The 22,378-nt window shown below is 66.6% G+C and carries 22 protein-coding genes; 11 read left to right on the forward strand and 11 right to left on the reverse strand.

The annotated features are described in order from the left end of the window. The first annotated feature begins 24 nt into the window (after positions 1–24). From FHW64_RS15640 to FHW64_RS15660, 5 genes are read left to right on the forward strand one after another with little or no spacing between them, the layout of a single operon-like run. Positions 25–1,008, forward strand: a complete 984-nt coding sequence (locus FHW64_RS15640; RefSeq protein WP_184527723.1) for a tripartite tricarboxylate transporter substrate binding protein — start codon at positions 25–27, stop codon at positions 1,006–1,008. A gap of 11 nt (positions 1,009–1,019) precedes the next feature. Beyond that, positions 1,020–1,391, forward strand: coding sequence for a Zn-ribbon domain-containing OB-fold protein (locus FHW64_RS15645; RefSeq protein ID WP_184527725.1), 372 nt, complete (start codon positions 1,020–1,022; stop codon positions 1,389–1,391). Then, positions 1,388–2,548, forward strand: a complete 1,161-nt coding sequence (locus FHW64_RS15650) for an acetyl-CoA acetyltransferase (RefSeq protein WP_184527727.1) — start codon at positions 1,388–1,390, stop codon at positions 2,546–2,548. The genes FHW64_RS15645 and FHW64_RS15650 overlap by 4 nt, the downstream gene beginning before the upstream one ends. 57 nt (positions 2,549–2,605) lie before the next feature. Next, positions 2,606–3,517, forward strand: coding sequence for an SDR family oxidoreductase (locus FHW64_RS15655; protein ID WP_184527949.1), 912 nt, complete (start codon positions 2,606–2,608; stop codon positions 3,515–3,517). 19 nt (positions 3,518–3,536) lie between these two features. Then, the gene (locus FHW64_RS15660; RefSeq protein ID WP_184527729.1) at positions 3,537–3,875 is read left to right on the forward strand and encodes an SDR family oxidoreductase; all 339 of its coding nucleotides are present in this window, start codon (positions 3,537–3,539) and stop codon (positions 3,873–3,875) included. Here FHW64_RS15660 and FHW64_RS15665 read toward each other — a convergent pair. From FHW64_RS15665 to FHW64_RS15675, 3 genes are all read right to left on the reverse strand, one after another. Then, a complete protein-coding gene (locus FHW64_RS15665) occupies positions 3,833–4,582 on the reverse strand; it encodes a DUF4760 domain-containing protein (protein ID WP_184527731.1) in 750 nt (249 codons plus the stop codon). The genes FHW64_RS15660 and FHW64_RS15665 overlap by 43 nt on opposite strands. Positions 4,583–4,585: 3 nt before the next feature. Next, positions 4,586–5,446, reverse strand: coding sequence for an MBL fold metallo-hydrolase (locus FHW64_RS15670; protein ID WP_184527733.1), 861 nt, complete (start codon positions 5,444–5,446; stop codon positions 4,586–4,588). A gap of 125 nt (positions 5,447–5,571) precedes the next feature. Further along, positions 5,572–6,174 carry a TetR/AcrR family transcriptional regulator gene (locus FHW64_RS15675; protein WP_184527735.1) on the reverse strand — a complete coding sequence of 201 codons (603 nt, stop codon included), beginning with the start codon at positions 6,172–6,174 and terminating at the stop codon, positions 5,572–5,574. On the opposite strand from FHW64_RS15675, the gene FHW64_RS15680 reads away from it, so the two are divergent. Continuing rightward, complete coding sequence (locus FHW64_RS15680; RefSeq protein WP_184527738.1) at positions 6,173–6,544, forward strand: hypothetical protein; 372 nt, start codon at positions 6,173–6,175, stop codon at positions 6,542–6,544. The genes FHW64_RS15675 and FHW64_RS15680 overlap by 2 nt on opposite strands. Positions 6,545–6,935: 391 nt before the next feature. Here the strand turns inward: FHW64_RS15680 and FHW64_RS15685 are convergent, their stop codons facing one another. Next, the gene (locus FHW64_RS15685) at positions 6,936–7,481 is read right to left on the reverse strand and encodes a DUF6790 family protein (RefSeq protein WP_184527739.1); all 546 of its coding nucleotides are present in this window, start codon (positions 7,479–7,481) and stop codon (positions 6,936–6,938) included. A 47-nt stretch (positions 7,482–7,528) separates the two neighbouring features. Further along, positions 7,529–9,022, reverse strand: a complete 1,494-nt coding sequence (locus FHW64_RS15690; RefSeq protein ID WP_184527741.1) for a carotenoid oxygenase family protein — start codon at positions 9,020–9,022, stop codon at positions 7,529–7,531. 182 nt (positions 9,023–9,204) lie between these two features. On the opposite strand from FHW64_RS15690, the gene FHW64_RS15695 reads away from it, so the two are divergent. Further along, positions 9,205–10,284, forward strand: coding sequence for a helix-turn-helix domain-containing protein (locus tag FHW64_RS15695; RefSeq protein ID WP_184527743.1), 1,080 nt, complete (start codon positions 9,205–9,207; stop codon positions 10,282–10,284). A gap of 77 nt (positions 10,285–10,361) precedes the next feature. On the opposite strand, the gene FHW64_RS15700 is transcribed toward FHW64_RS15695, so the two are convergent. The 6 genes from FHW64_RS15700 to FHW64_RS15725 all read right to left on the reverse strand — a co-directional run bounded on the left by FHW64_RS15700 (position 10,362) and on the right by FHW64_RS15725 (position 17,956). Then, the gene (locus FHW64_RS15700; protein WP_260304291.1) at positions 10,362–11,168 is read right to left on the reverse strand and encodes an amidohydrolase; all 807 of its coding nucleotides are present in this window, start codon (positions 11,166–11,168) and stop codon (positions 10,362–10,364) included. Further along, positions 11,165–12,169 (reverse strand): D-isomer specific 2-hydroxyacid dehydrogenase family protein, encoded by a 1,005-nt coding sequence (locus FHW64_RS15705; protein ID WP_184527747.1) that lies wholly within the window; start codon positions 12,167–12,169, stop codon positions 11,165–11,167. The genes FHW64_RS15700 and FHW64_RS15705 overlap by 4 nt, the downstream gene beginning before the upstream one ends. After that, a complete protein-coding gene (locus FHW64_RS15710; protein ID WP_184527749.1) occupies positions 12,166–13,251 on the reverse strand; it encodes a LacI family DNA-binding transcriptional regulator in 1,086 nt (361 codons plus the stop codon). The genes FHW64_RS15705 and FHW64_RS15710 overlap by 4 nt, the downstream gene beginning before the upstream one ends. Positions 13,252–13,273: 22 nt before the next feature. After that, the gene (locus FHW64_RS15715; protein ID WP_409350620.1) at positions 13,274–15,163 is read right to left on the reverse strand and encodes a TRAP transporter large permease subunit; all 1,890 of its coding nucleotides are present in this window, start codon (positions 15,161–15,163) and stop codon (positions 13,274–13,276) included. 4 nt (positions 15,164–15,167) lie between these two features. Beyond that, positions 15,168–16,193: a TRAP transporter substrate-binding protein gene (locus FHW64_RS15720; protein WP_184527751.1), complete on the reverse strand. Its 1,026-nt coding sequence runs from the start codon at positions 16,191–16,193 to the stop codon at positions 15,168–15,170. Between the two features lie 845 nt (positions 16,194–17,038). Then, positions 17,039–17,956: a LysR family transcriptional regulator gene (locus FHW64_RS15725; RefSeq protein WP_184527753.1), complete on the reverse strand. Its 918-nt coding sequence runs from the start codon at positions 17,954–17,956 to the stop codon at positions 17,039–17,041. Positions 17,957–18,085: 129 nt separating this feature from the next. Here FHW64_RS15725 and FHW64_RS15730 point away from each other — a divergent pair, with 129 nt between their 5' ends. The 4 genes from FHW64_RS15730 to FHW64_RS15745 are packed head-to-tail and all read left to right on the forward strand — an operon-like array spanning position 18,086 to position 22,222. Then, positions 18,086–19,456, forward strand: coding sequence for an MFS transporter (locus tag FHW64_RS15730; protein WP_184527755.1), 1,371 nt, complete (start codon positions 18,086–18,088; stop codon positions 19,454–19,456). A 35-nt stretch (positions 19,457–19,491) separates the two neighbouring features. Next, on the forward strand, positions 19,492–20,658 hold the full coding sequence (locus FHW64_RS15735) for a Xaa-Pro peptidase family protein (RefSeq protein ID WP_184527757.1): 1,167 nt from the start codon (positions 19,492–19,494) through the stop codon (positions 20,656–20,658). Next, positions 20,655–20,981 carry an antibiotic biosynthesis monooxygenase gene (locus FHW64_RS15740; protein WP_184527759.1) on the forward strand — a complete coding sequence of 109 codons (327 nt, stop codon included), beginning with the start codon at positions 20,655–20,657 and terminating at the stop codon, positions 20,979–20,981. Before FHW64_RS15735 ends, FHW64_RS15740 begins: the two co-directional genes overlap by 4 nt. Beyond that, positions 20,978–22,222: an amidohydrolase family protein gene (locus FHW64_RS15745; RefSeq protein WP_184527761.1), complete on the forward strand. Its 1,245-nt coding sequence runs from the start codon at positions 20,978–20,980 to the stop codon at positions 22,220–22,222. Before FHW64_RS15740 ends, FHW64_RS15745 begins: the two co-directional genes overlap by 4 nt. Positions 22,223–22,378 lie beyond the last annotated feature (156 nt).

The following is a 22,378-nucleotide window of genomic DNA, read 5'->3' on the forward strand; positions in this document are numbered from 1 at the left end:
AGCAGAACGACAACGGAGTGAGACATGACGCATCGGGCATTCCTCACGCAGCGCGCGCGCTGTCTTGCCACGGCCCTGGCGGTGGCGGCCTTTTCCGGGGCTGCATCCGCGCAGGCCTGGCCGGAGCGGCCTATCCGCATGATCGTGCCGGCCGCCGCGGGCGGCATGACCGACATCTCCGCCCGCGTGGTCGCGAAGAGACTCGGCCAGGAACTCGGGCAACCCGTGGTCGTGGAGAACAAGGGCGGCGGCGGCGGCCGCATCGGTGCCGCGGAGGTCGCGCACAGCAAGCCCGACGGCTACACGGTGCTGTTCGCCAACGCGGTGACCCAGGCGCTGTTGCCCGCAACCGTGCGCAACATGAACTACGACCCGCTCAAGGACTTCACGCAGCTCGGCCTGCTGTTCGACTACACGACGGTGCTGGTGTGCAACAAGAGCCTCCCCTTCGACGACATCGCGGGCTTCATCGCCTACGCGAAGAAGGTCCCCGGCAAGCCCACGATGGCGACCGCCGGGCCGGGCAGCGGCAATCACTTCACCAACGAGCTGTTCAACATGATGGCGGGCGTGCAGACGCTGAGCGTGCACTACCGCGGCAACGCGCCCGCATTGCAGGACGTGCTGGCAGGCGTTGCTGATTGCAGTCATCAGGGCGAGGTCAAGCAGTACGTCGATTCGGGCAAGCTCAAGCTGATCGCGACCGATGGCCGCCAGCGCGACCCGCGCTTTCCCCAACTGAAGACCGTCGCCGAGAGCGGCCTGCCGGGCTATGAGCTCACCTGGTGGCAGGGTCTGACCATGCCGGCCGGCGCTCCGCCCGAAGTGGTCGCGAAGCTGGTGCAGGCGCTGCGCACCGTGGCCGACGACCCCGACGTGCGCATGAGCGTGCGCGACTACGGACTGGCACCCGCCTATGGCGCGCCCGCCGCGATGGAACAGACCATTCGCAGGGACATGACCCAGTTCCGCCGGATCGCCGCGCAATCGGAAATCGTCATCGAATAAAGGAGTACCGCATGACCGAACCGGTCGAGTCGCCGCTGGCGATCTATCGACGCCACCTCGGGCGCGGCGAGCTGGCCTACCAGTACGACCCTGTCAGCGGACGCGCGGTGTTCTATCCGCGCGTGGCCGAGGCGGGCCGCTCGGGGCTCGAATGGCGGATCAGCCGCGGCCTGGGCAGCGTGTATGCGACGACCGCGATCGGCACGCGCGATGGCGGCGAATACAACGTCGCGCTGATCGACCTCGATGAAGGCTTCCGCATGATGAGCCGCGTCGAAGGTCTGCCGGCCAACGAAGTACGCATCGGCACGCGGGTGCAGGTGCGGATGCGCGCGAGCGAATCCGACGGCGTGCTGCCGGTCTTCGATCCGGTTGCCGGATGAGCACGCCCGCATTGCGTCGCGGCTCGGTCGCCATCGTGGGCGTGGCAGAGACCGGCATGGGAGAGGCCCCGGCCGGAACCCATCCGGTGGATCTCATGGGCCAGGGCGTCATGCGCGCGCTCGATGAATGTGGGCTGCGGCTTGCCGACGTGGATGGCGTCTTCGGCGCGGCGATGCAACTGCGCATGCCGACGCTCGCCATCTGCGAATACCTCGGCCTGCAGCCGCGTTACCAGGACGGCACCAACATCGGCGGTTCCTCGTTCATGTCGCTGCTCGCACACGCGCAGGCGGCCATCGAGCATGGGCTGTGCGAGGTGGCGGTGATCGCCTATGGCAGCACGCAGAGGACCATCGGGCGGGCGAATCTGCAGCCGCCGGACCCCAATCCCTACGAGGCACCCTACCGGCCGTTGCTGCCCGCCAGCGCCTATGCGCTCGCCGCTTCGCGGCACATGCACGCTTTCGGCACGACGCGCGAGCAGCTTGCGTCCGTCGCTGTGGCGGCCCGCGAGTGGGCCCTGCGCAACCCCGCCGCCTGGGAGAAGGAACCGCTCACCGTCCGGCAAGTGCTCGATGCGCGCCCGGTCAGCCGGCCGCTCACGGTGCGCGACTGCTGCCTTGTGACCGACGGCGGCGGCGCGATCGTGGTGACGTCAGCCGAACGTGCGCGCGCGCTGCGCAAGCCGCCGGTCTTCGTCCTCGGCACGGGCGAAGCGACCACGCATCTCACCATCGGCAGCATGCCCGACCTCACGATCACCGCCGCGGCGGAGTCCGGCCGCCTCGCCTACGGGATGGCGGGCCTGCGCGCTGCCGACATCGACGTGGTCGAGGTCTATGACGCCTTCACCATCTCCACCCTGCTCTTCCTCGAAGACCTCGGGTTCTGCCCCAAGGGCGAAGGCGGGCGCTTCGTCGCCGACGGCGCAATCGCGCCGGGAGGCCGGCTGCCGGTCAATACCAACGGGGGCGGACTCTCCTATGGGCATCCAGGGATGTACGGCCTCTACGTACTCATCGAAGCGGTGCGGCAGCTTCGCGGCGAGTGCGGCGCGCGGCAACTCCCGCGCCATGTAACGGCCATCGCGCACGGCAACGGCGGCGTGCTGTCGAGTCAGTCCACCGTGGTGCTTGGAACGTCGGCCGCCTTGTGACGGCAGCCATCCTTCAACCTTCATCGAGAAACCATGACATCGAACGAATCGGCAGGCCTGCTCGCAGACAAGGTGATCCTGGTGACCGGCGCAGGCGGCGGCATCGGCCGCCACATCGCGCTCCATGCGGCGCGCGAAGGCGCGAGCGTGGTGGTCAACGACCTGGGCAGCACGGTGGGCGGCGATGGCCGCGATGCCGCGCGCGCCGCCCAGGTGGCCGCGGACATCGAGTCCGCAGGGGGCCGCGCAGTCGCGAACACCGATTCGGTGACCGACTGGGAAGCGGCCCAGCGCATGGTGCAGTCGGCGGTAGGCACCTTCGGGAGGCTCGACGCGGTGATCAACAACGCCGGCATCCTGCGCGACAGAATCTTCCACCAGCTCGGCGTGGACGAGTTTGACGCGGTCGTCAAGGTGCACCTGTATGGCGCGTTCCATCTGAGCCGCGCAGCAGCGAGCCTGTTCCGCGCGCAGGGCTCGGGCGCCCTGGTGCACATGACCTCGACCAGCGGCCTCATCGGCAACCTGGGACAGGCCAACTACGCGGCGGCCAAGCTCGGCATCGTCGGCTTGTCGCGATCGATCTCGCTGGACATGGCGCGCTTCAATGTGCGCTCCAACTGCATCGCGCCGACCGCGTTCAGCCGAATGATCGAGTCGATCCCCGGCCAGTCCGCGGAAGAGCAGGCGAGGTTCCGCGAAAAGCTGAAGGCCACCGTGCGCGCGGACCAGGTCGCGCCGCTTGCCGTTTTCCTCGCGAGCGACGCTGCGTGCGAAGTGAGCGGACAGGTCTTCGGCGTGCGCGGCAACGAGGTGTACCTCTACAGCCAGCCGCGGCCGGTGCGCACGATGCACTGCGACGCGGGCTGGTCGCCACGGCGGCTGGCCGAACAGATGCTGCCCGCCTTCCGGCCTTCCCTGACACCCCTGGACCGCGCCCGCGACGTGTTCGCGTGGGACGCCGTCTGAAACCATGGAGACACCACGCATGAAAGACGTCGTCCTCGTGACAGGTTCGGGCCGCGCGGGCACGGTCGAGAAGCTCGACGCCGCGGCCGTGCGGCGGATCCTTGACGTCGACGTCGTGGGCCTGGCGCGCGAGCTCGCACCGGACGGCATCCGCGTGAACGCGGTCCTGCCGGGGATCATCGAGACCGCGATCCACGAGAAGGCCGGACTCGCCGCGAAGATGCCGGACCTGCTGCAACTGGTGCCGATGCGCCGCATCGGGCAGCCCGAGGAATGCGCGCAGGCCATCGCCTGGCTGCTGTCGGACCGGGCCTCCTACGTGAGCGGCGCAGTGCTTCCCGTGACGGGCGCGCGTTGAGCCTGCAGTGAAGCGGCCGTGTCCGCCGGCGGCGGAAACGAGACCACCCGCGGCCGCTGCAGCCGCTTGTCGTACCACAGCTCGTAGAGCCAGCTGAGGTTCTCCAGTGAGCTGAACGTCACCTGCGCGCGCCTGCCCGCGGCCGTGCGCGGCCCGCCGGCGATCAGCGCGCCGCTGGCCTCGTAGAGGCTGCAGACCACGTCGCGCAGCGTGCGGCGCATGAGCTTCTCGTCGAGGTCGCCGTAGCGGATGCCGACCGCGATGAACTCCAGGTAGCTCAGCACGTAGCGCAGCGAAGGCAGGCGCGCGTCGGGACTGTCGGTTTCGATTTCCTCCTCGGTCAAGTACCGCATGCCGTGGCGATGGAAGTAGCGCATGTGAACGATCATCGCCTGCTCCATGTAGGTCTGTGACAGGCGCGACTGGAGCAGGATGTTGATGGTGTGCTGGCGAATGCCGTTTCGGATCGCCACCATCGACGAGATGATCCAGCCCACAATGGCAGCCACCACGCCGAACAGCAGGATCCACTGCCCCTTCTCCAGCCGGAACTGCGGTGTTTCGATGCCGAGGAGCGATCCGTCGGCTTCGGAGTGGACGAAACATGCCAATGCCAGGAGCAGCAGGCACAGCAGCGCCTGAAGCAGCGGACTGGGACTGCGCGGCCTGCGCCTGCGACAGAGCCGCCGTATCGAGTGCCAGGACACGTTTCAGGCGAAGCTGCCGGCGGGCGCCGTGCGCGGGATGTAGGGCGCGGCCGGCTGCAGGCCATCCGGAAACTCGAAGGGGTTGTGCGCGCTGAAGAGCTTCACCTCGGGATGGTCGGCGGTGAGACTGCGCAGGCGGTCCTGGTTGTAGAAGCGCATCCGGCGATTGGTGGTGACCGCGAACTGGAAAAGGCCGACCTTGAGCGCGCACTTGCGCACCGGCCCTTTCACTTCGCGCGGATCGAAGTAGGCGTCACCCGCATGGAGGAGCCAGCCGTCCTCGCCCTGCACCGCGACGCCGCAATGCCCAAGCGTGTGGCCGAAGAGAGGGATCAGCAAGATCTCGGGCGGCAGGCCCGCGAGTTCGCGCACCGCCTCGAAGCCGAGCCAGCGCTCGCCTTCGACCGCATACGGCTGGAAGTCCGGCCCGTGCGCCCACATCGCAGGCATATAGCGATGTCGCGCCTTGAAGGTCCTGCGCTCCATCGCAGCCTTCAGTTCCGTCGCGTGCAGATGCACCTTGGCCGCGGGAAAGTCCGACAGGCCGCCCACATGGTCGAGGTCCATGTGCGTGAGAACGATGTGCTTCACATCCGACGGTTGATAGCCCATCGCCTTGATCTGCTCGATCGCCGCGAGTTTCGGGTCGCGCCGCGGATTGGCGTAGCCGTATGCGAACATGTACCCGAGCCGCGAAGGCATGTTCGCGTAGTCGGCAGTGCCCAGGCCCGTATCGACGAGGACGAGGCCGCTGGAAGGCGTCTCGATTAGGAGTACATGACACGCGAGCTGCTGGCCATGAATCGTCAGCCGCTGGATGCATGCGCAGTTGAGGTGGTGGACTTTCAATCGTACGTAGGACATGAAGGCCTCCTGAAGCGGAATGAATATTCCCTTTTACTCTAGGCGGTGATCTCCCATCCGTCAAGAATGAACATTCCTTTTTACATCTGGCGCGGGACGAACGTCGCTGCGCTCATGCCCATGGGTCAGGGATTGCTGTCCATCAGTCCGGCCAGGCCACGTGCCTGTTTTCTTGGATCGGCATCGCGGGTGACTGCGGACTGGACCACGAAGCCCAGTATCAGCGACTGGAGCGTCATCGCCATCTCGTCCGGCGAGACATTCTTCGCCACCACGCCGGCCTTCTGCCAGTGAGTGACGCGTGCACGTACCCGTTCGCGGAAAAGCAGGTAGAAGTCGCGCACCATTACGCGCACTGCCTCGTTGCGCTGCGCCTCGCTCCAGCCATGCACGGCGAGCGATGACAAATGAAAGTCGTTGCGCTTGCTGTACTTCGCGATGGCCTCCACCACCTGGCCGACGAACTCCGCGGGCCCAGCGCTCGATTCGCTCTCGACCACCGGCCCGAGGACCGCGCCGAGGTCGGTCAGCGAACCGCGGATCGCCTCGAAGATGATGTCGTCCTTGCCTTTGAAATACCGGTACATCGCACCGGCCGACAACTTCGACTCCTTGATGATGTCCTCCATCGTCGTCGAGTGGATGCCGTACCGGTGGAAGCAATTCCAGGCCGCCTCAAGGATCTGGCTGCGGCGCTCTTCTCTTTGCTCGTCGTTGATCTTGGGCATGGCGAAGCGTCTCGAAGAAAGAATATTCATTCTATTTTCGTCTCTCCAACGTATTTGTCGTTTTCGCGACCGTCGCAATATCGCGGCCTTTGATGCGTCCGGGAACTACAAGTCGGGGCCGATACTCAGCAAGTCTCAAGGCCGCATCCTGGCCACGATGAATTCGTCCGGATCAATTCAGAGCTTCTCGGTGCTCGATCAAAGCGGAAAGGTGCTTTGCAACGGAAGTGGTGGCGTCAGCAATAGCTTGCCCAACGTGAACTACTGCTGGGCTACGATCAGCGCCGGAACCAAGTATCAGGTCGTTGCGAAGGGCGACGGCAATCAGTACCTCCAGTTCGTCGTATCCACACGCGCAGCGGGCAAGTAGTCGGAACCAGTTTGCGATCGAGGGAGGGCATCCTGCTTCGACCCTCGTCAGCTGCAAAATAAGGGTTCGATGCCACGGTTCGGTGCCGTTGCCCGCATGTCCTCCGCTCCGGTCACGTCCTCCACGTCGTGGCATCGACGGACGAGTGCACTATCTGAAGCTGCCAGCCGGTACTGACCTCGCAGAACTGCCCATACACGGCATCGTGGAGGCGAGGACGCCGGGCCGTTACTGGCCGGACATAGACGGGCACGTTACAGGCGGTCGGCTCAAGGTTTCGTAGTGCATATCCGATGGGACCGCTCTCACTGCACTGCCGGCTTGGTCAGGACGAACTCCTGCGGCGGCACCGGGCCCGAAGGTGCCGGTCGCCGGCTCCCCAGCCGGTCATTCAACGCAAAATCAAAGGCACAGGTTCTGCGTGATACGTTGGCGGGCGACTTGCCCAAAGCAGGGCGAAGCCGGCCATGGGAACGAATATGTCCGCATAGAACATCAGTCCCGCATTGCCGGGCGCGAAATTGTGGGCGGTGACCATTTCGCGCAGGTGGCCGACCGCTGCGCCGAGGGTAAAGATGCTTGGGCCCAGGATGGCAGCCAGGCGCATGTCGAAGCTGCGGAACGCCGCCAGGAGGCCGACCGCTGAGAAGCCCAGGCTGGCCATGCCGACCTCCAGTTGGAAAGGGCTGTCGGCCCACCCGATGAATTGGGCCGACAGCGCACCGAAGAAGACGTGCATCACGAAGTTGTAGAAGTTGTAGATGCCCACACTGAAGAAAACGAACCAGCGCAGCAAGGCCTCGACGATGTCAGCGCGGACCCATGGGCGGTGCTGGCGCGCGATGGCCGCGGCTGAGACAAGGAACCCGATCACAAGGAAGGTCAGCGGATAGTTGGCCAATACGAAATGGATCGTGGCCCTGATGAAATCAGCCATTTGCTCTCCTCATTGAAGTTCAGCGCATTGCCGTCGGTCGGCGTTCATCAGGTCCGCGTGATCCAGTTGCCATGCAGCCCCTGTGGCACGCGCTGCGGCATCTCGATCACCGCGACCGGCGCCTCCTCGATCCTGCGCGCATCGAGCAACACGAAGTTGCTGCTGCGGCGAGCCGGGTCGTAGGTGAACGCCGCAAGATAGCCGTCGTCCTCGCGGTGGCCTCCGGGCCGCGGCACGAAGGCGGCCTCGCCGACGATCTGGTTGCCGAGGTCGTGGCGGCTGGAGCGGCCGGTTTCGGTGTCGAATTTGAGCACCGTGTTGAAGACTGCCGACGGCGGGTCCGGCAGCTTCAGCGAAGACGTCAGGGTCGGTACGTAGACATAGCGTGTCGGAAGCGCTTCGTACAGATGGTTGACCCGCGGAAACTCCGTGACCTCGTCGGAGAACTGATGCACCTTGAAGCTGCGCCTGGCAGGATCGATCGTCAGGCGCCGCAAGGTGGCATCCTTGCCATGCACGAGCGCAAAACTCTCGTGATGGACATAGTCGACCACGATCCGGCCGCCGCGCTCGAAGCCGTTGCCGAAGTGGAAGACGAAGAAGGGGTCGCCCTCGATCCAGGTCGGCGCGCCGCCGTCCAGCGGCAACAACGCGATCCGCATGCCAAGATCGGGACGCCATTGCAGCATGGACTTCCCGGCCTTCGCCGCCTGGGCGTCGAACACCGCTGGCCCGGCGATGAGGACGATGTAGCGCTCCGTCAGGATGAAGTCGTGGATCATGGTCGGCATCGGCATTTCCACGGACCGTGTGCTCACCAGCTTCCCGCTGGGATCGATGCGGTGGAACTTCACCATCGGCGTGCGCCAGGAATACTCCAGCGCATAGAGGTCGCCGGTGCGTGGATGGTGGCGGTTGTGGGCGCCCAGGCGCAGCGGCTCGGTGCCCCCTGCGGTCCACTGGCCGAGGGTGTCCAGTTCCATGCTCATCTCGTAGCTGGTCGTGGCCTCGTTCAGCGCGATCAGTCGGCCACCGTGCCGGATGATGTTGACGAAGGCGCCGTTCTTGAGTTGCGACGGAACTTCGCCCGGCGCGAACATGGCCGGATCCACCGGCACCGGGTGCGTGAAGCTGCCGAAGACGGCGTGGCCGGCGCGGCGCTCCACCTTCAGGCTTTCGGTGTCGACGAAGCGGTTCCGGTAGCGCGCCTTGCCGTCCTCGATGTAGACGGCGTGGATCATGCCGTCGCCGTCCAGCGGATAGGCGTAGCCCAGCGGCTTGAATTCGGGGTTGGGTCCGTTGCGCATGTAGACGCCGCGCAGGTCGGCGGGAATGCGTCCCGAGATCACCCGCAGGTCGCGCGCATCGACCTCGCGCTGCACCGGAAGGAAGTTGCCGCTCAGGTGTGGATCGTCGGATGTCCAAGGGACATCCGCAGGTTCGTCGGCGTGGGCCAGCGGCCAGAGTGCATGGCTGCCGATGAGCGCGGCGCCGGACGCGGCCAAGCGGTGGAAAGAACGACGTGTGAGTTGATGCGACATGACATTCCTCGAAGGTAAAGTGAGTGATCTCCTTGTCGGCAATGCCCTGCTGGGCAATCAAGTGCGTCGACGGGCGGAGTTCTTACCGGTCCATGAATGTTAGGAAGCGCTGCGTCGTTCGTCGTTGACTGAGCGTCCCATGTCTGTTCTGCCTGATTCAAAGATGGGAAAATGAGGCGCTTATGAACCAGCGATCCGCGCCCCAGGACTGGTTCGGTTCGCATGATGGCGAATCGGCGCGCGTCGTTTCGCCCATCACGTTCGACGCCAGCCTGCTGGCGCCGCGGGAGCGCTTCGAGCTTTGGAAGGAGCGCACAGCGACCTCCTACGAGTTGCTGCTGCCAAGCGGTGTGGCACAAGGCGACTTCCGCAGCCGGACCCATTTGTGGAATCTCGGACCTCACCTGCTGACGGCCGGTGACTACACGCCGATGATCTCGAAGCGATCGGCTCGGCTCGTCCGGGCCGACCAGTTCAACCATCTGCACCTTCGCATGAACCTGAAGCGCCCTGGCGCTCGGGTCGATGCAGATGGAAAGCGGCTGATCCTCGCCGCCTGCGAGCCGGTACTGACCGATATGACGCGCCCATCGACCTTTGACTCGCCGGGCGGACCGGGCATCGTTGTCCTCTTGCCGCGCGATGCCTTGGCAGATGTGCTTCCCGGGGGCATGGATCTGCACGGCGTTGTTCCGCGCGGCGCGTCTGCGCACCTGCTGGTGAGCCATCTCGTGAACGTGTCGGAACGGTTGGCGGAACTTACGGTTGAAGAAGCGCGCGGCGTCGCCGTGGCGACCGCAAGCCTCCTCGCCGTGAGCCTGCGGGCCACGCCGGAAGCGCTGGAGCGGGCGCGCCCGGCGATCGAGGACACGCTGATGCAGCAGGTCTGCAAGTGGATCGACGCGTCGCTTCGCGATCCGGCGCTGTCGGTCTCGACGATCTGCCGCAGGTTCAAGGTGTCGCGAAGCACGCTATACCGCCTCTTCGAGACACGCGGCGGTGTCGCCAACTACATCAAGGAGCGCAGACTGAAGCGCATCTACGCAGCCATCGTTGCGCCCGAACATGCAGCGCGACAGTTGGTCGGCGTCGCCGAGGAATTCGGGTTCGCCAACGCTTCCCACTTCAGTCGCAGCTTTCGGCAGCATTTCGGCCATAGCCCGAGCGAGGCGCGAGCGCAGGCACCGATAGCTTCTCGGCTGCTTTCAGCGAGTTCGGATGCGCGCGCCTACTACGATCTCTTGCGCGCGCAGCAGCGTTGAGACGGGAAGTCTGCGCTACGGCGCTCCACCGGAGACAGCGCTGGGTTGAGTCAGGTCGCGGGACTGCCTGACCGTCTTCAGTCGAAGCCGTAGATATGCGCCGGGTTGTCCGCCAGCATCGCCTTCGCCCACGTCGCACCGCCGTCAAGCAAGGCCAGCGACCAGTCCAACAGAGCATGCTCGTCGGGCACGGGCTTCACATTGGGATGCGGCCAGTTGCTGCCCCACAGGCAGCGCTTCGGATAACGGAGGGCCAGTTCGCGCGCGATGGGTTCGACGTCTTCATAACGAGGTGGCCCGCTGCGCGAGCTTTCGTAAGGCGCGGACAGCTTGACCCAGACGTTGCCGCCATCGAGTACCCGGCATAGCGACCGAAAGGACTCGCTGCCCGTCTCCACCGGCTCGAGGAACTTGCCGATGTGGTCTATGACGAGGCGGCAGGGCAAGTCCAGAAGACGCTGCTCATGCTGGCGGAAATCACGCCCGTCCAGCTGCAGGTCGACGTGCCAGGCGCGTGGCGCCAGGCGTTTGGCCAGCGGCTCGAGCGCGGACCAGGGCAGCACGCCGCCGGGCAGCATCATGAAACGCACGCCGCGCATTCCGCCGGCATGCAGGCGGTCGAGCTCCGCATCGGGCACGTCCACCGCAACCACGGCCACGCCACGCGCCCCCTCCCCCAATTCGGCGATGGCTGCCAGCGTGCAGCTGTTGTCAAAGCCATAGCCGGTAGGCTGCACGATGACCACGCGGTCAAGGCCCAGCTTGCGCTGCACCTCGCGATAGGCCGAGGCCGGCGCGGGCGGCGGCTGGAAGGTGGCCGTGGGTGCCAGAGCGAAGCCCAGCCCGTACACATGCACGTGGCAGTCGCAGGCGCCTTCGATCATGTTCTCTTCCATCCCGCGGCCTTGAGCCGGAAGGCCTCGCCAGCGTTCACTGCGCCGGCCGGCATCTGCCCCTGCAGCAATGCGGTGAGCTGCGATACGGTCTCCAGCGCCTGATGCTCGATCGCCGGCGGCGTGAGCCCGCCGATGTGCGGCGTGGCGACCACGCGCGGGTGGCGTGCCAGCGCCGGGCTGGGCATCTGGTCGGGTGCCATGCCCACGTCGAGCGCGCAGCCCGCCACCTGGCCGGTCTCCAGGGCCTGCAGCAGCGCCGCCTCGTCCACGAGTTCGCCGCGCGAGGCATTGATGAAGAAGGCGCCCGGCTTCATCGCGGCGAAGGCTTCGGCGCCGAACAGGCCGGCCGTGCCCGCGTTGGCCGGCGCCAGGCAGACCACGAAATCCGCGCCGGCCAGCAGCACGGGCAACTCGACCTGCCGCACGCCCTCGCGCGGCTCGATGCGCTGCAGCGTGTTCACCAGCACCGGCATGCCGAAGGCGCGCGCCAGCGGACACAGTGTGCTGCCGATGCCGCCGAAGCCCACGATGCCCAGCGCCGCGCCGCGCAGCTCGCGGCCCATGACCGGCACCGGCTGCTCGCCACGGCGGTACGCCTGCACGTAGCGGCTGGTGCCGCGGGCCAGGTCGATCATGGCGCCGACGATCCATTCCGCCACCGCCGCGTTGAATCCGGGCCCGGCCTGCGTCACCAGGACGCCGAGCGCGCTGGCGGCGGCGACGTCCACGGTGCGGATGTCCATGGCGCAGCGGATGAAGGCCTTCAGGCGCGGCAGCGCGTCGAACAGCCGAGCAGGCCCGGACGTCTGGCGGTAGGCGATCAGCGCGTCGCAGTCGCTGGCCGCGGCGATCAGCTCGTCCGTCGGCAGGTCGCGCGGCTGCGGGTTCAGCCGCACCTCGGCCACTGCGCGCAGCGCGTCGAGGGCGCGCTGGCCGAAGTAGCTCGGCAACTTGTCGCAGGGATGGGTGACGAAGACCCGTGCACTCATTTGGCCTTCGCCTCGGCCGCGCGCGGCTTGTTGCTTCGTGGCGCCGCGCGCGGCGGGGCGGCAACGGATTCGCGCTCGAGTAGCTGCCGCGGCACGAAGACCCGCTCGCGCGCCCACTCGTCCTCGCTGCGGGCCATGGCCTGCTCGACCATCGCCTGCGCCATGTCGTGCACCGGCAACTCCACGGTGCTGAGGGCCGGGTTGGACAACCCCGAAAGGTACAGCCCGTCGATGCCCACGATGGAGATGTCCTGCGGCACCCGCACGCCCAGGTCGCGCAGGCCCGCCATCAGACCGAAGGCCATCAAGTCGTTGAGTGCAACGACGCCGGTGGGGCGCTGCTTCATGCGCGCCAGCCGCGCTGCCATGGCGCGGCCCACCTCGGCGATGACTGCGTCGCTGTACTCGTTGAGCGCGCCGCCGTCGATCACCTGCGCCTGCTGCGCCAAGCCCACCGCCTCGGCCGCGGCGTGGAAGCCGTCGATCTTGGCGCTACGGCTCATCGTGAGGCCCGCCACGGTGGCGAAGGCCAGGTGCCGGTGCCCCTTGGCGATCAGGTGCGCGGTGGCCATGCGCGCGGCCTCGAAGTTGTCGGGCATCACGTGGCCCACGCGCGAGCGCCGGCCAGGCGTGGCGCCACGGTCGTAGCTGATGACCACCATGCCGCGTTCCACAGCGGATTCGAAATGGCGCTCGTCCGCCAGCGAGGAGATCACGATCACCCGTCGCACGCCATGCGCCAGCAGGTCCTCGAAGAAGGCGCTCTCCTTCTCGCGGTCGCGGTAGGTGCTGCCGATCAGCAGCCGGAAGCCGTGGCGCTGCTGCGCCGCCGTCTCGACCTCGCGGGCGATGTGTCCATACATCGGGTTGGTCAGCGATGGCACCAGCAGCCCGAGCAATGGCGTCTGCCCGGTCTTGAGCTGCTGCGCCAGCTTGCTCGGCCGGAACTGCAGCGCCTCGATGGAGGTGCGCACCCGCGCCAACGTGTCGGGCCGCATGCGGTCGACGCGGCCGTTGAGTACGTTCGACACCGTGCTCACCGACACCTCGGCATGTCTGGCCACGTCCTGGATCGTCGTCATCTCTTGTTCGGTTCAATCGCTTCTAGAGCCCCAGCCGCAGCGGCAGCCACAAGGAAAACGAGGGTACCAGCACCAGCACGAGCAGCGCCACCGTCAGCACCACCAAGTACTTGGCCATGGGCCGCGCCACGTCCTTCACCTGCGTGCCGGTGATGGCGCAGGTGGCGAACAGCCCCAGGCCGATGGGCGGCGCGAACAGGCCCAGGCCCATGGCGATGACCATCACCGTGCCGAAGTGCAGCGGATGGATGCCCAGCTGCTGTGCGATCGGCGTGAGCAGCGGCCCGAAGATGATCAGGGCCGGTGCGCCTTCGAGCACCGCGCCGAACACCACCATCATTCCCACCGCCAGCACGATGAAGCTGATGCTGCCGTACTGGTGCGCGAAGGCCACGATGCTGGCCGACACCTGCTGCGGGATCTGCTCGATCGTGAGCGCAAACGAGAGGCTCGAAGCCGCCGCCACGATGAAGAGGATGCTGCCCGCCATCGAGGCCGACTTCACGAAGAGCCGCGCCAGCCCGCCCAGGCTCAGCTCGCGGAACACCAGGCTGCCGGCCACCAGCGCGTAGATCACCGCGAAGGCCGACACCTCGGTGGAGGTGGCCACGCCCGAGGTCACGCCCTTGCCGATCATCGCCACCATGACGATCGCCACCAGCGCCCCGCCCAACAGCTTGAGCATGGGGGTGCGGTGCTCGAAGGCGTCGTCCGGGTTGATGCGCCCGCCCACCGCGATGGCCAGCGCGGCCAGCGACAGCGCCATCACCGCGGCCGGCACCAGTCCCGCCATGAACAGGCCCGCGATGGAGATGTTCGCGACGAAGCCCATGATGATCATGTTGATGCAAGGCGGGATGGTCTCGGCCATGACGGCAGTGCAGGCCAGCAGGCCAGCAGCCTCGTTCGGGTCCTGCTTGGTGCGCCGCACCGCCGGCATCACGATGCCGCCCACCGCCGCGATGTCCGCCAGCTTGGAGCCCGACACACCCGAGAAGAAGGCGGTGGCGGTGATGGTGATGAGCCCGAGGCCCCCTCGCACCCGCCCGAACATGCGCAGCAGGAGCTCGATGAGCCGCGCCGACATGCCGTTCTGTTCCATCAGGAGGCCCGCCAGCACGAAAAAGGGGATGGCCAGCAGCACGAAGTGGTCGCTGCCCGCCATCACCTGCTGCGAGTAGATGAGCAGCGGCAGCGAGGGATCGGCCAGGAAGTACAGCAGCGCGGCGAAGGCCAGCACGAAGCCGATGGGCACGCCCAGCGCCAGCGCGCCGAAGAAGCCGACGGCCAGCAGCAGGCCACGCGGCACCGCGTGGGCGGGCATGAAGGCGTTCCAGCCGTACACCAGACCGAGCACGACGAGCGCGCCGACGAGCGTGGCCCACACCAGGCGAGACGGCCCGGCCGTTGCATGTGCGATCGCGAACACCGTCATGAAGGCGCTGCCGAAGACCACGGGAAAGACATAGAGCCACTGCGCCAGGCCCAGCGGCGTGGTCTGGCCCCAGGTGTCGACCAGCAGCAGGATCGAGGAGACGAAGAGACTCGCCGACACGCCCGCGATGATCCAGTGCCCCACCTGCAGCAGCGCAGGCTGCCAGTGCGACGGCAGCATGTGGCGGAACAGGTCCACGCCCACGTGCTGGCTGCGCGCCAGCACCGAGGCCGCGCCGAAGAAGACCAGCACCAGCATCAGCGCGCGCGCCACCTCTTCGGCCCAGTCCACCGGGTCGTGCAGCACGTAGCGGTAGATCACCGACAGGAACACCATCAGAACGTCCACCGCCAACACCACGGCGGACAGCACCTCGATCCAGTGCGTGAGGCCGGCCAGCAGCCGGCCCGACTGCGTGCCCGCCCTGAAGCCGAAGGCCGGCAGGGCAGGCGCCTGGGTATCGATGGCGACGCTCACCGCATCAGCCCCGCGCCGCCGCTATGTCCGCGAAGAGCGGCGCGGTGCTCGGGTACTGCTTGGCGAAGTCGGCCCACAGCTTGGCCTCCATCTCCTTACGCACCGCATCGCGCTCGGCCGGGGCCATGGGGAAGAAGGTCATGCCCTTCTTCTTGAGTTCCTCGATGGCGGCCGCGCCCTTCTCGCCCGCCAGGCCGCGCTGCTGAGCGGTGGAATCGGCCACCGCCTTCATGAAGGCCGGGCGCAGGTTGGCCGGGATCCTGTCCTGGCTGCGCCGGCTGATCACCACCACCATGGGGCTGAACAGGTGCTCGGTCATCCAGCAGGACTTGGTCACCTCGTTGAGCTTGCTGGCCAGTACCGTGGCTGCGTCGTGCTCGAAGCCGTCGACCACGCCGGTCTGTGCCGCCATGTAGAGCTCGCCGAAGGGAATGGGCGTGGGGATCGCGCCCATGATCTTGAAGGTCTCGATGAAGGCCGGCGTGGGCAGCACGCGCAGCTTCACGCCCTTCACCTCGGCCAGCGACTTCACCTGGTTCTTGGTGTAGACGCTGCGCGGGCCGAAGTGCGAGGTCCAGGTGAGCACGGTGCAGCCGGCGCGCTTCTGCAGCATGTCGTCCAGCGCGGCGCCAGCCTTGCCATCCATGGCGCGGGCCACGTGGGCGTAGCTGTCGAAGAGGTAGCCCAGGTCCAGTATGCCCAGCTCGGGCAGCACTGTGGCCCAGATGGACGAGCCGGTGACCATCATGTCAATGGAGCCCACTTTCACCTGCTGCACCACGTCGCTTTCCTTGCCCAGCTGGTTGTTGGGGAAGTAGTCCAGCCGGATCGCATCGCCCACCGAGGCCTTCAGGTTGGCCTGCAGGCGCTGGTACCAGACGTAGTGGGCGGCGTTGTCGTCCGCCGTCATCGAGGACGAGAAGCGCAGCGCCACCGGACTCTGCGCCCATGCAAGTCCCGGCACGGCAAGAACGGCTGCGACGGTCGAGGAAGACTGGACGAAGCGACGGCGGGACAGGGTGGCGGTCATACGCTTTCTCCTACCGATTGGCGAGTAGTGTATCGATTTACTATATCGATACACAAACACCCCGCGAATAGGGTTTCACCCGAGCCGTCTCGTGGCCCGCTTGTTGCCACTCGCCAAGGCGTTCGTTCGTCGGACCCGAAAGACGCACGAGTTCACGACAGCGATCGGGAAGAATCGATGGATCATCGGAGGAGGGCAACCGAGCAGTCAAACCGCCCCGCCCGTCTTGCAGCGAAAGCGGACGGTCAGCGGAGCTTTCTCCACAGGCGAGTGACCGCCAGGTTACGGAAGTTCAAGCGACCACTGTCCTAGGATCATCGCGACCGGTAACACTGCGCCCATTGCGGTCCGCGGCCTCAGCGAATACTGGCCTTCGTCAACTACACAGCTCACCCGAGACCTGCCGATCGATGTCGGTGCCAGGTGGCGGCGCCCTGGCGCCGCTCTGGACTCGAACCGCTTGTCGCTTCATTCGGCAACAGACACACTGGTCGCGGTCAGCGTGTGGTGGTCGATCCGGCGGATGCACCATCGGCTTCTCTCCCACTGAAGGTCCGCCGCGCCCTCTAGAGGCTCCCGCGCAGGGAGTGAGGACGGACGGCCTGACGAACCGAAAGGTCGCACGGCTCCAAAGCGGTACTTCCGATTCGAACGAAGGACCGCAACGGGCACTGACTTGCCCTCTCGAAGCTCGCGCCGAAGAAGCTCGTCGAGGCCGGCTGGACTCCGATTGGAAGTTCGCCCAGCGATGCCACGGCTCGCGCCAATTCCGATCTTGCGCGGTTCGGTTCCATCGCGCGGCTCATCGAACTCAAGAGAAGGACTAGCTCCTTCAGCTACGGCCCCTATATCGGCTCGCGCGCGAACATCGCGACGAGTAAGCCGATCAACCATTGGTGCAGCACGGAGGTCTCGTGTCGCTCGTGCCAGAACAGTTCGATGGTGCGAGCCGGCGCGGCGATGGGCGGGGCCAAGCGCACCAGCCCGTCCATGCGCACGGCCTCGCGCCCCTCGGACCAGGGCAGGACGGCAATCAGTTCGGAGCGACGCACCACCTCGTAGGCGGCGCTGTAGTGGCTCACGGTGGCCACCAAGTTGCGCTGCAGACCGCGGCTGCGCAGCAGGCGGTCGTAGACGGCGCCTTCGCCCGTCAGGCTGACGTCCACGTGCCGCGCGGTCAGGAACTTCTTCGGCGTGATCTTGCGTTCCTGGGCCAGCGGGTGGCCGCGGCGCATGAAGCAGGCGAAGTCCACCGGCCACAGGCGACGTGAACGCAGGAAGGCGGGGCGCTGCACCTCGTCGTTGTAGGCGCCGATGGCGAAGTCGGCCTTGCCGTCGGCCAGCGCCTGGCAGAAGTCCACCACGGTGCCGGGCAGGGTGTGGCACTGCATGCCCGGCGCTACCTCCACCAGTCGCTGCATGAGGCGCGGCGCGATGATGCAGGACACGTAGTCCGTCATCGTGACGCGAATCTGCGCGTCGCTGAGCGAGGGATCGAAGCTCTCGCCTTCGAGCGCGCCGCGTATTGCCTGCAGCGAGCGCGCCAGCGGCGTCCATAGCTCCACGGCCCTGCGCGTGGGGCGCACACCGGCGCCATGGCGCACGAAGAGCCGGTCGTCGAAGGTCTCGCGCAGCCGGCGCAACGCGTTGCTCACCGTGGGCTGCGTGAGCGACAGCTTGTGCGCGGCGCGCGTCACGTTGCCTTCGGTCATCAACGCCTCGAAAACCTTGAGCAGATTGAGGTCGGCATTGCGGTAGTTCATGATGTGCGAGGCTCCTTGAATATTCACACGGTCTATAAAAAGGATACGCCATATAAATTTGTCTCTATCGAGGCCGGCTCCTACGATTTGGGGCACACGGGCATCCCACCCGCCCAGGAGACGAATTTCATGACCATGATCTCGGCGCGGATCGAGCGCCTTCCCTTCGCCGGCTTCCATCGCAAGTTGCTGCTCGCGGGTGGCCTCGGCTACACCTTCGACGCCATGGACGCGGCGGTGCTCGCCTTCGTACTGCCTGCGTTGCGCACTGCCTGGAGCCTGTCCGCCGTGCAACTTGGCATGCTGGCCAGCGCCGGCTTCGTCGGTGCCGTGCTCGGCGCCTTGGCGGCCGGCACGCTGGGCGACCTGATTGGCCGGCGCAAGGTGATGATGTCCGCGCTGGTGCTGTATTGCGTGGCATCTGCTGGCAGCGCGGTGGTCAACGACTGGACGTCCTTCCTGAGCTGGCGTGTCGTGGCCGGCATCGGTGCCGGTGCCGAGAGCGTGATCATCGCGCCCTATCTGTCGGAGTTCGTCGCCCGTCGCTATCGCGGCATCTTCACCGGGGCGCTGGCTGGCTTCTTCTCGTTCGGCTTCGTGCTGGCGGCGGTGCTGGGCTATTTCCTCGTGCCGGCCTCGCCGGAAGGCTGGCGCCACGTCATCCTCGTCACCGCCGCGCCGGTGGTGATGCTGCTGTGGTGGCGCCGCAGCCTGCCCGAATCACCGCGCTGGCTGGAGAGCCAGGGCCGCGTCGCCGAGGCCGAGACGACCCTCGACGCCATGGAAACCGACGCCTTGCGCCGTGGCACCGTTCTGCCCACGCTGGACCCGCAAGAAGTTGACTCGCCGCCGCCCAGCCGCGAGCGTGGCTCGGCGGCGCGCAACTACCGAACGCTTCTGTCGAGCAAGCTTCGCCGCATCACGATCATGACCTGGCTGATGTGGATGACGCAGTCCTTCAGCTACTACGCCTTCTTCACCTGGATTCCCACCCTGCTGGTGCAGAACGGCATGACGATCACGAAGAGCTTCGGCTTCTCCATCGTGCTCGCCATCGCGCAGATCCCAGGCTACTTCTCCGCTGCCTGGCTCAACGAGCGCATCGGGCGACAGGCAGTGATCGTCTCGTACATGCTGCTGGGCGGTTGTGCCGCGATCGGCATGGCCTATGCCCACGGCGACAGCCAGATCTTGGTGGCGGGCGTCCTGCTCTCGTTCTTCATGAACGGCGCCTATGCGGGCCTGTATGCCTACACGCCGGAGCTGTTCCCGACCCATGTGCGCGTCACTGGCGCAGGGCTGGCCTCGACCATGAGTCGGCTGGGTGGCGTCGCCGCCCCTGTGCTGGTGGGCATGGTCTCCGCCAGCTTCAGCTTCGGAGGAGTGTTCGTCATGACAACGGCCGTGCTGGTGTGCGGTGCGGCCGCCGTGCTCATCCTCGGCGTACCCACCAAGGGGCGTTCGCTCGAAGCCATCACGGCCGACGAGTTGGCCCACTAGAGACAACACCCAACACGACACCCAAAGAGGCCACCATGCAAATCGTTCCTTCCTGCGAGAACCCCGATCCTTCCGAAATCGCGAGGCGCCTGGCTGCGGTCCAGGCCGAGATGGCGCTGCAGAACCTGGACTTCTACCTCTGCCACGATCCGTCGAACGTCTTCTATCTGACGAACTTCAAGAACTTCGTCCACGAGCGGCCGTTCATCCTGCTGGTGCCGGCCAGCGGCACGCCGGTCTTTCTCATTCCAAAGCTGGAGGCGTCGCATGTGCGCTCGCGCGCAGTCGGCGAACTGCAACTGCTGGACTACTTCGAGTTCCCGGCGCCCACGGGGCAAATGTGGTTCGACCGCCTGCACGAGGTGCTGAAGCCGGCGCATCGGGTCGGCGTCGAATCGCTGTGCCCGCTGGCGGTCTTCCGCGCCGTTCCGGGCACCGCGGTGACGACCGACATCGTCGACGAGGTGCGCGAAATCAAGTCGACCTACGAGATCGGCCGCCTCGCCTACGCGAGCCAGTGGCTCAGTCGGGGCCATGCGCGGCTGCTCGCCGCCGCCAGGCCGGGCGCGGCGACGATGGCGCTGAACTCACAGATCGCCGGTGCGCTGGTCGGTGAACTGCTCGTCGCCAACCCGCATGCCAACGTGCTGGCCTGCGAGGCGATCGCGGTGGCCACGCCGCCTGCGTTCTCGCACGACCCGCATCTGGTGCCCGACCTGTCGTGCAAGCTGGCCGACGGCGGGCCGCACGTCACGCTGGTGTGCGGCACGTCCAACGGCTACGGCGCGGAAGTGGAGCGGACCTTCTTCATCGGCCATGTGCCCGAGGCGGCGGTGCGGCCGTTCCACGCGATGCTCGAGGCGCGCGCGCTCGGCTACGAGCTGGCGGTGCCAGGTGCCGACATGGCCGAGGTGGACCGCCGCGTCAACGATCTGCTGAAGACGCGCGGCTATGGCGACCACCTGCTGCACCGCACCGGTCACAGCTTCGGCGTCACGCGGCATGAGGCGCCCTTCCTGGCCGAGGGCTATTCGCGAGAGATCAAGCCCGGCATGGTGTTCAGCATCGAGCCCGGCATCTACTTGCCCGGCGTCGGTGGCTTTCGCTTCTCCGACACGGTGCTGGTCACCGAGACCGGCAACCAGAAGCTCACGGAGGCGCCCGAAACGCTGGAAGCGCTGACGCTGCAGGTGGGCGCATGAAGTACAGGTCACTGCTCACGTTCCAGGTGCGCCCCGGCATGCGCGACGAGGCCGTGCGCACTTTCGTCCAAGGGCGGGTGCTGGAGGAGTGCGCCCAGGCCGTTGCAGGTTTCCTGAGTGGCGAGTTGATGCTTTCGCAAGAGGACCCCGATCTGATGTATGTCACGGCGCAGTGGATCAACGAGGCCGCATACCAGCAATGGCTCGCGAGCCCCGTGCGTGCCGCGCAAGGCCCCGCCCTGGCGCCCTTTCTTGCGCACGAGCCCAGCGCCGCGCTGCTGCAGATCGTTCATTCCTACATCGCATCGCCGGAGGCTCCATGACCCAGACCACACTCATCAAGAACGCCCGCCTGCTCGATCCACTGCAGCCCGAACTTCTGGACCGCCACGACATCCTGATCGAAGGCAACACCATCCGCGAGGTGTCGGGCGAGCCCATTGCGGCTGGCGGCGCGCAGGTCATCGACGCGGGCGGCAAGACCGCAATGCCCGGCCTGATCGACCTGCATGTGCACGTGATCGCGGTGGAGCTCAACCTGCCGCGCCAGGCGCACATGCCCAACGTGCTGATCACATTGCGCAGCCTGCCTGTCCTGCGTGGCATGCTGCGCCGCGGCTTTACCACCGTGCGCGACGCCGGCGGCGCGGGCCATGCTTTCAAGCAGGCGGTGGAATCCGGCCTGGCGCAGGGGCCGCGCCTGTTCGTCTCGGGCCGTGCACTGAGCCAGACCGGCGGCCACGGCGATGGGCGCGCACGCTCCGACTACATCGCGCAGCCCGAAGGCTGCCCCACCTGTGCGCGCGTTGGTTCTCTGGCGCGCGTTGTCGATGGCGTCGATGCCGTGCGCAAGGCGGTGCGCGAAGAACTGCAGATGGGCGCGGACCAGATCAAGATCATGGCCTCAGGCGGTGTGGCTTCGCCAACCGATCCGGTCGGCGCCCACGGCTACAGCGAGGACGAGATCCGCGCCATCGTGGCCGAGGCCGCGGCGCGGCAAACCTATGTGCTGGCCCATGCCTATACGGCGGAAGCCATCAGCCGCGCTGTGCGCTGTGGCGTGCGCTCCATCGAACACGGCAACCTGGTGGATGCCGAGGCCGCCGCACTGATGGCGCAGATGGGCGCCTACGCGGTGCCCACGCTTGTGACCTACGACGCGTTGGCCAACGAGGGGGCTTCGCTCGGCCTGCCGGCCGATAGCGTGGCCAAGGTGGCCAGCGTGCGTGAAGCGGGCCTTCGTGCGCTGCAGATCTTCAAATCCGCGGGCGTGAAGATGGGCTTTGGCTCCGACCTGCTCGGCGAATCGCACCGCCTGCAGAGCGACGAGTTCCGCCTGCGCGCGCAGGTGCTGTCACCCGCCGAGGTGATCGCCAGCGCCACGACGGTGGGCGCCGAGATCCTCGGCATGCAGGACCGCCTGGGACGTCTGGTGCCAGGCGCGCTGGCCGACCTCCTGCTGGTCGACGGCAATCCGCTGCAGAGCGTCGACTGCCTGCTGGGTCAGGGCGAGCACATTCCGCTCGTGATGAAGGACGGCGTGGTGCAGTTCAACGCGCTGTAGTCGGAAATCGCCAGAAAGGTCCGGCGGTGTCGAAAGCAAGCCGCTTGAACTACTGCTGACTGCTATTAGCCTCCGAACAAGCAGACGCCAACGCCGATCGAAGGAAGTCGCTTCCGCTCACGCACGAAGTAGCAGGCCTGTCCACGCGATGGCGCT

Source organism: Variovorax sp. Sphag1AA (genome assembly GCF_014192575.1).
Classification (GTDB): domain Bacteria; phylum Pseudomonadota; class Gammaproteobacteria; order Burkholderiales; family Burkholderiaceae_C; genus Variovorax.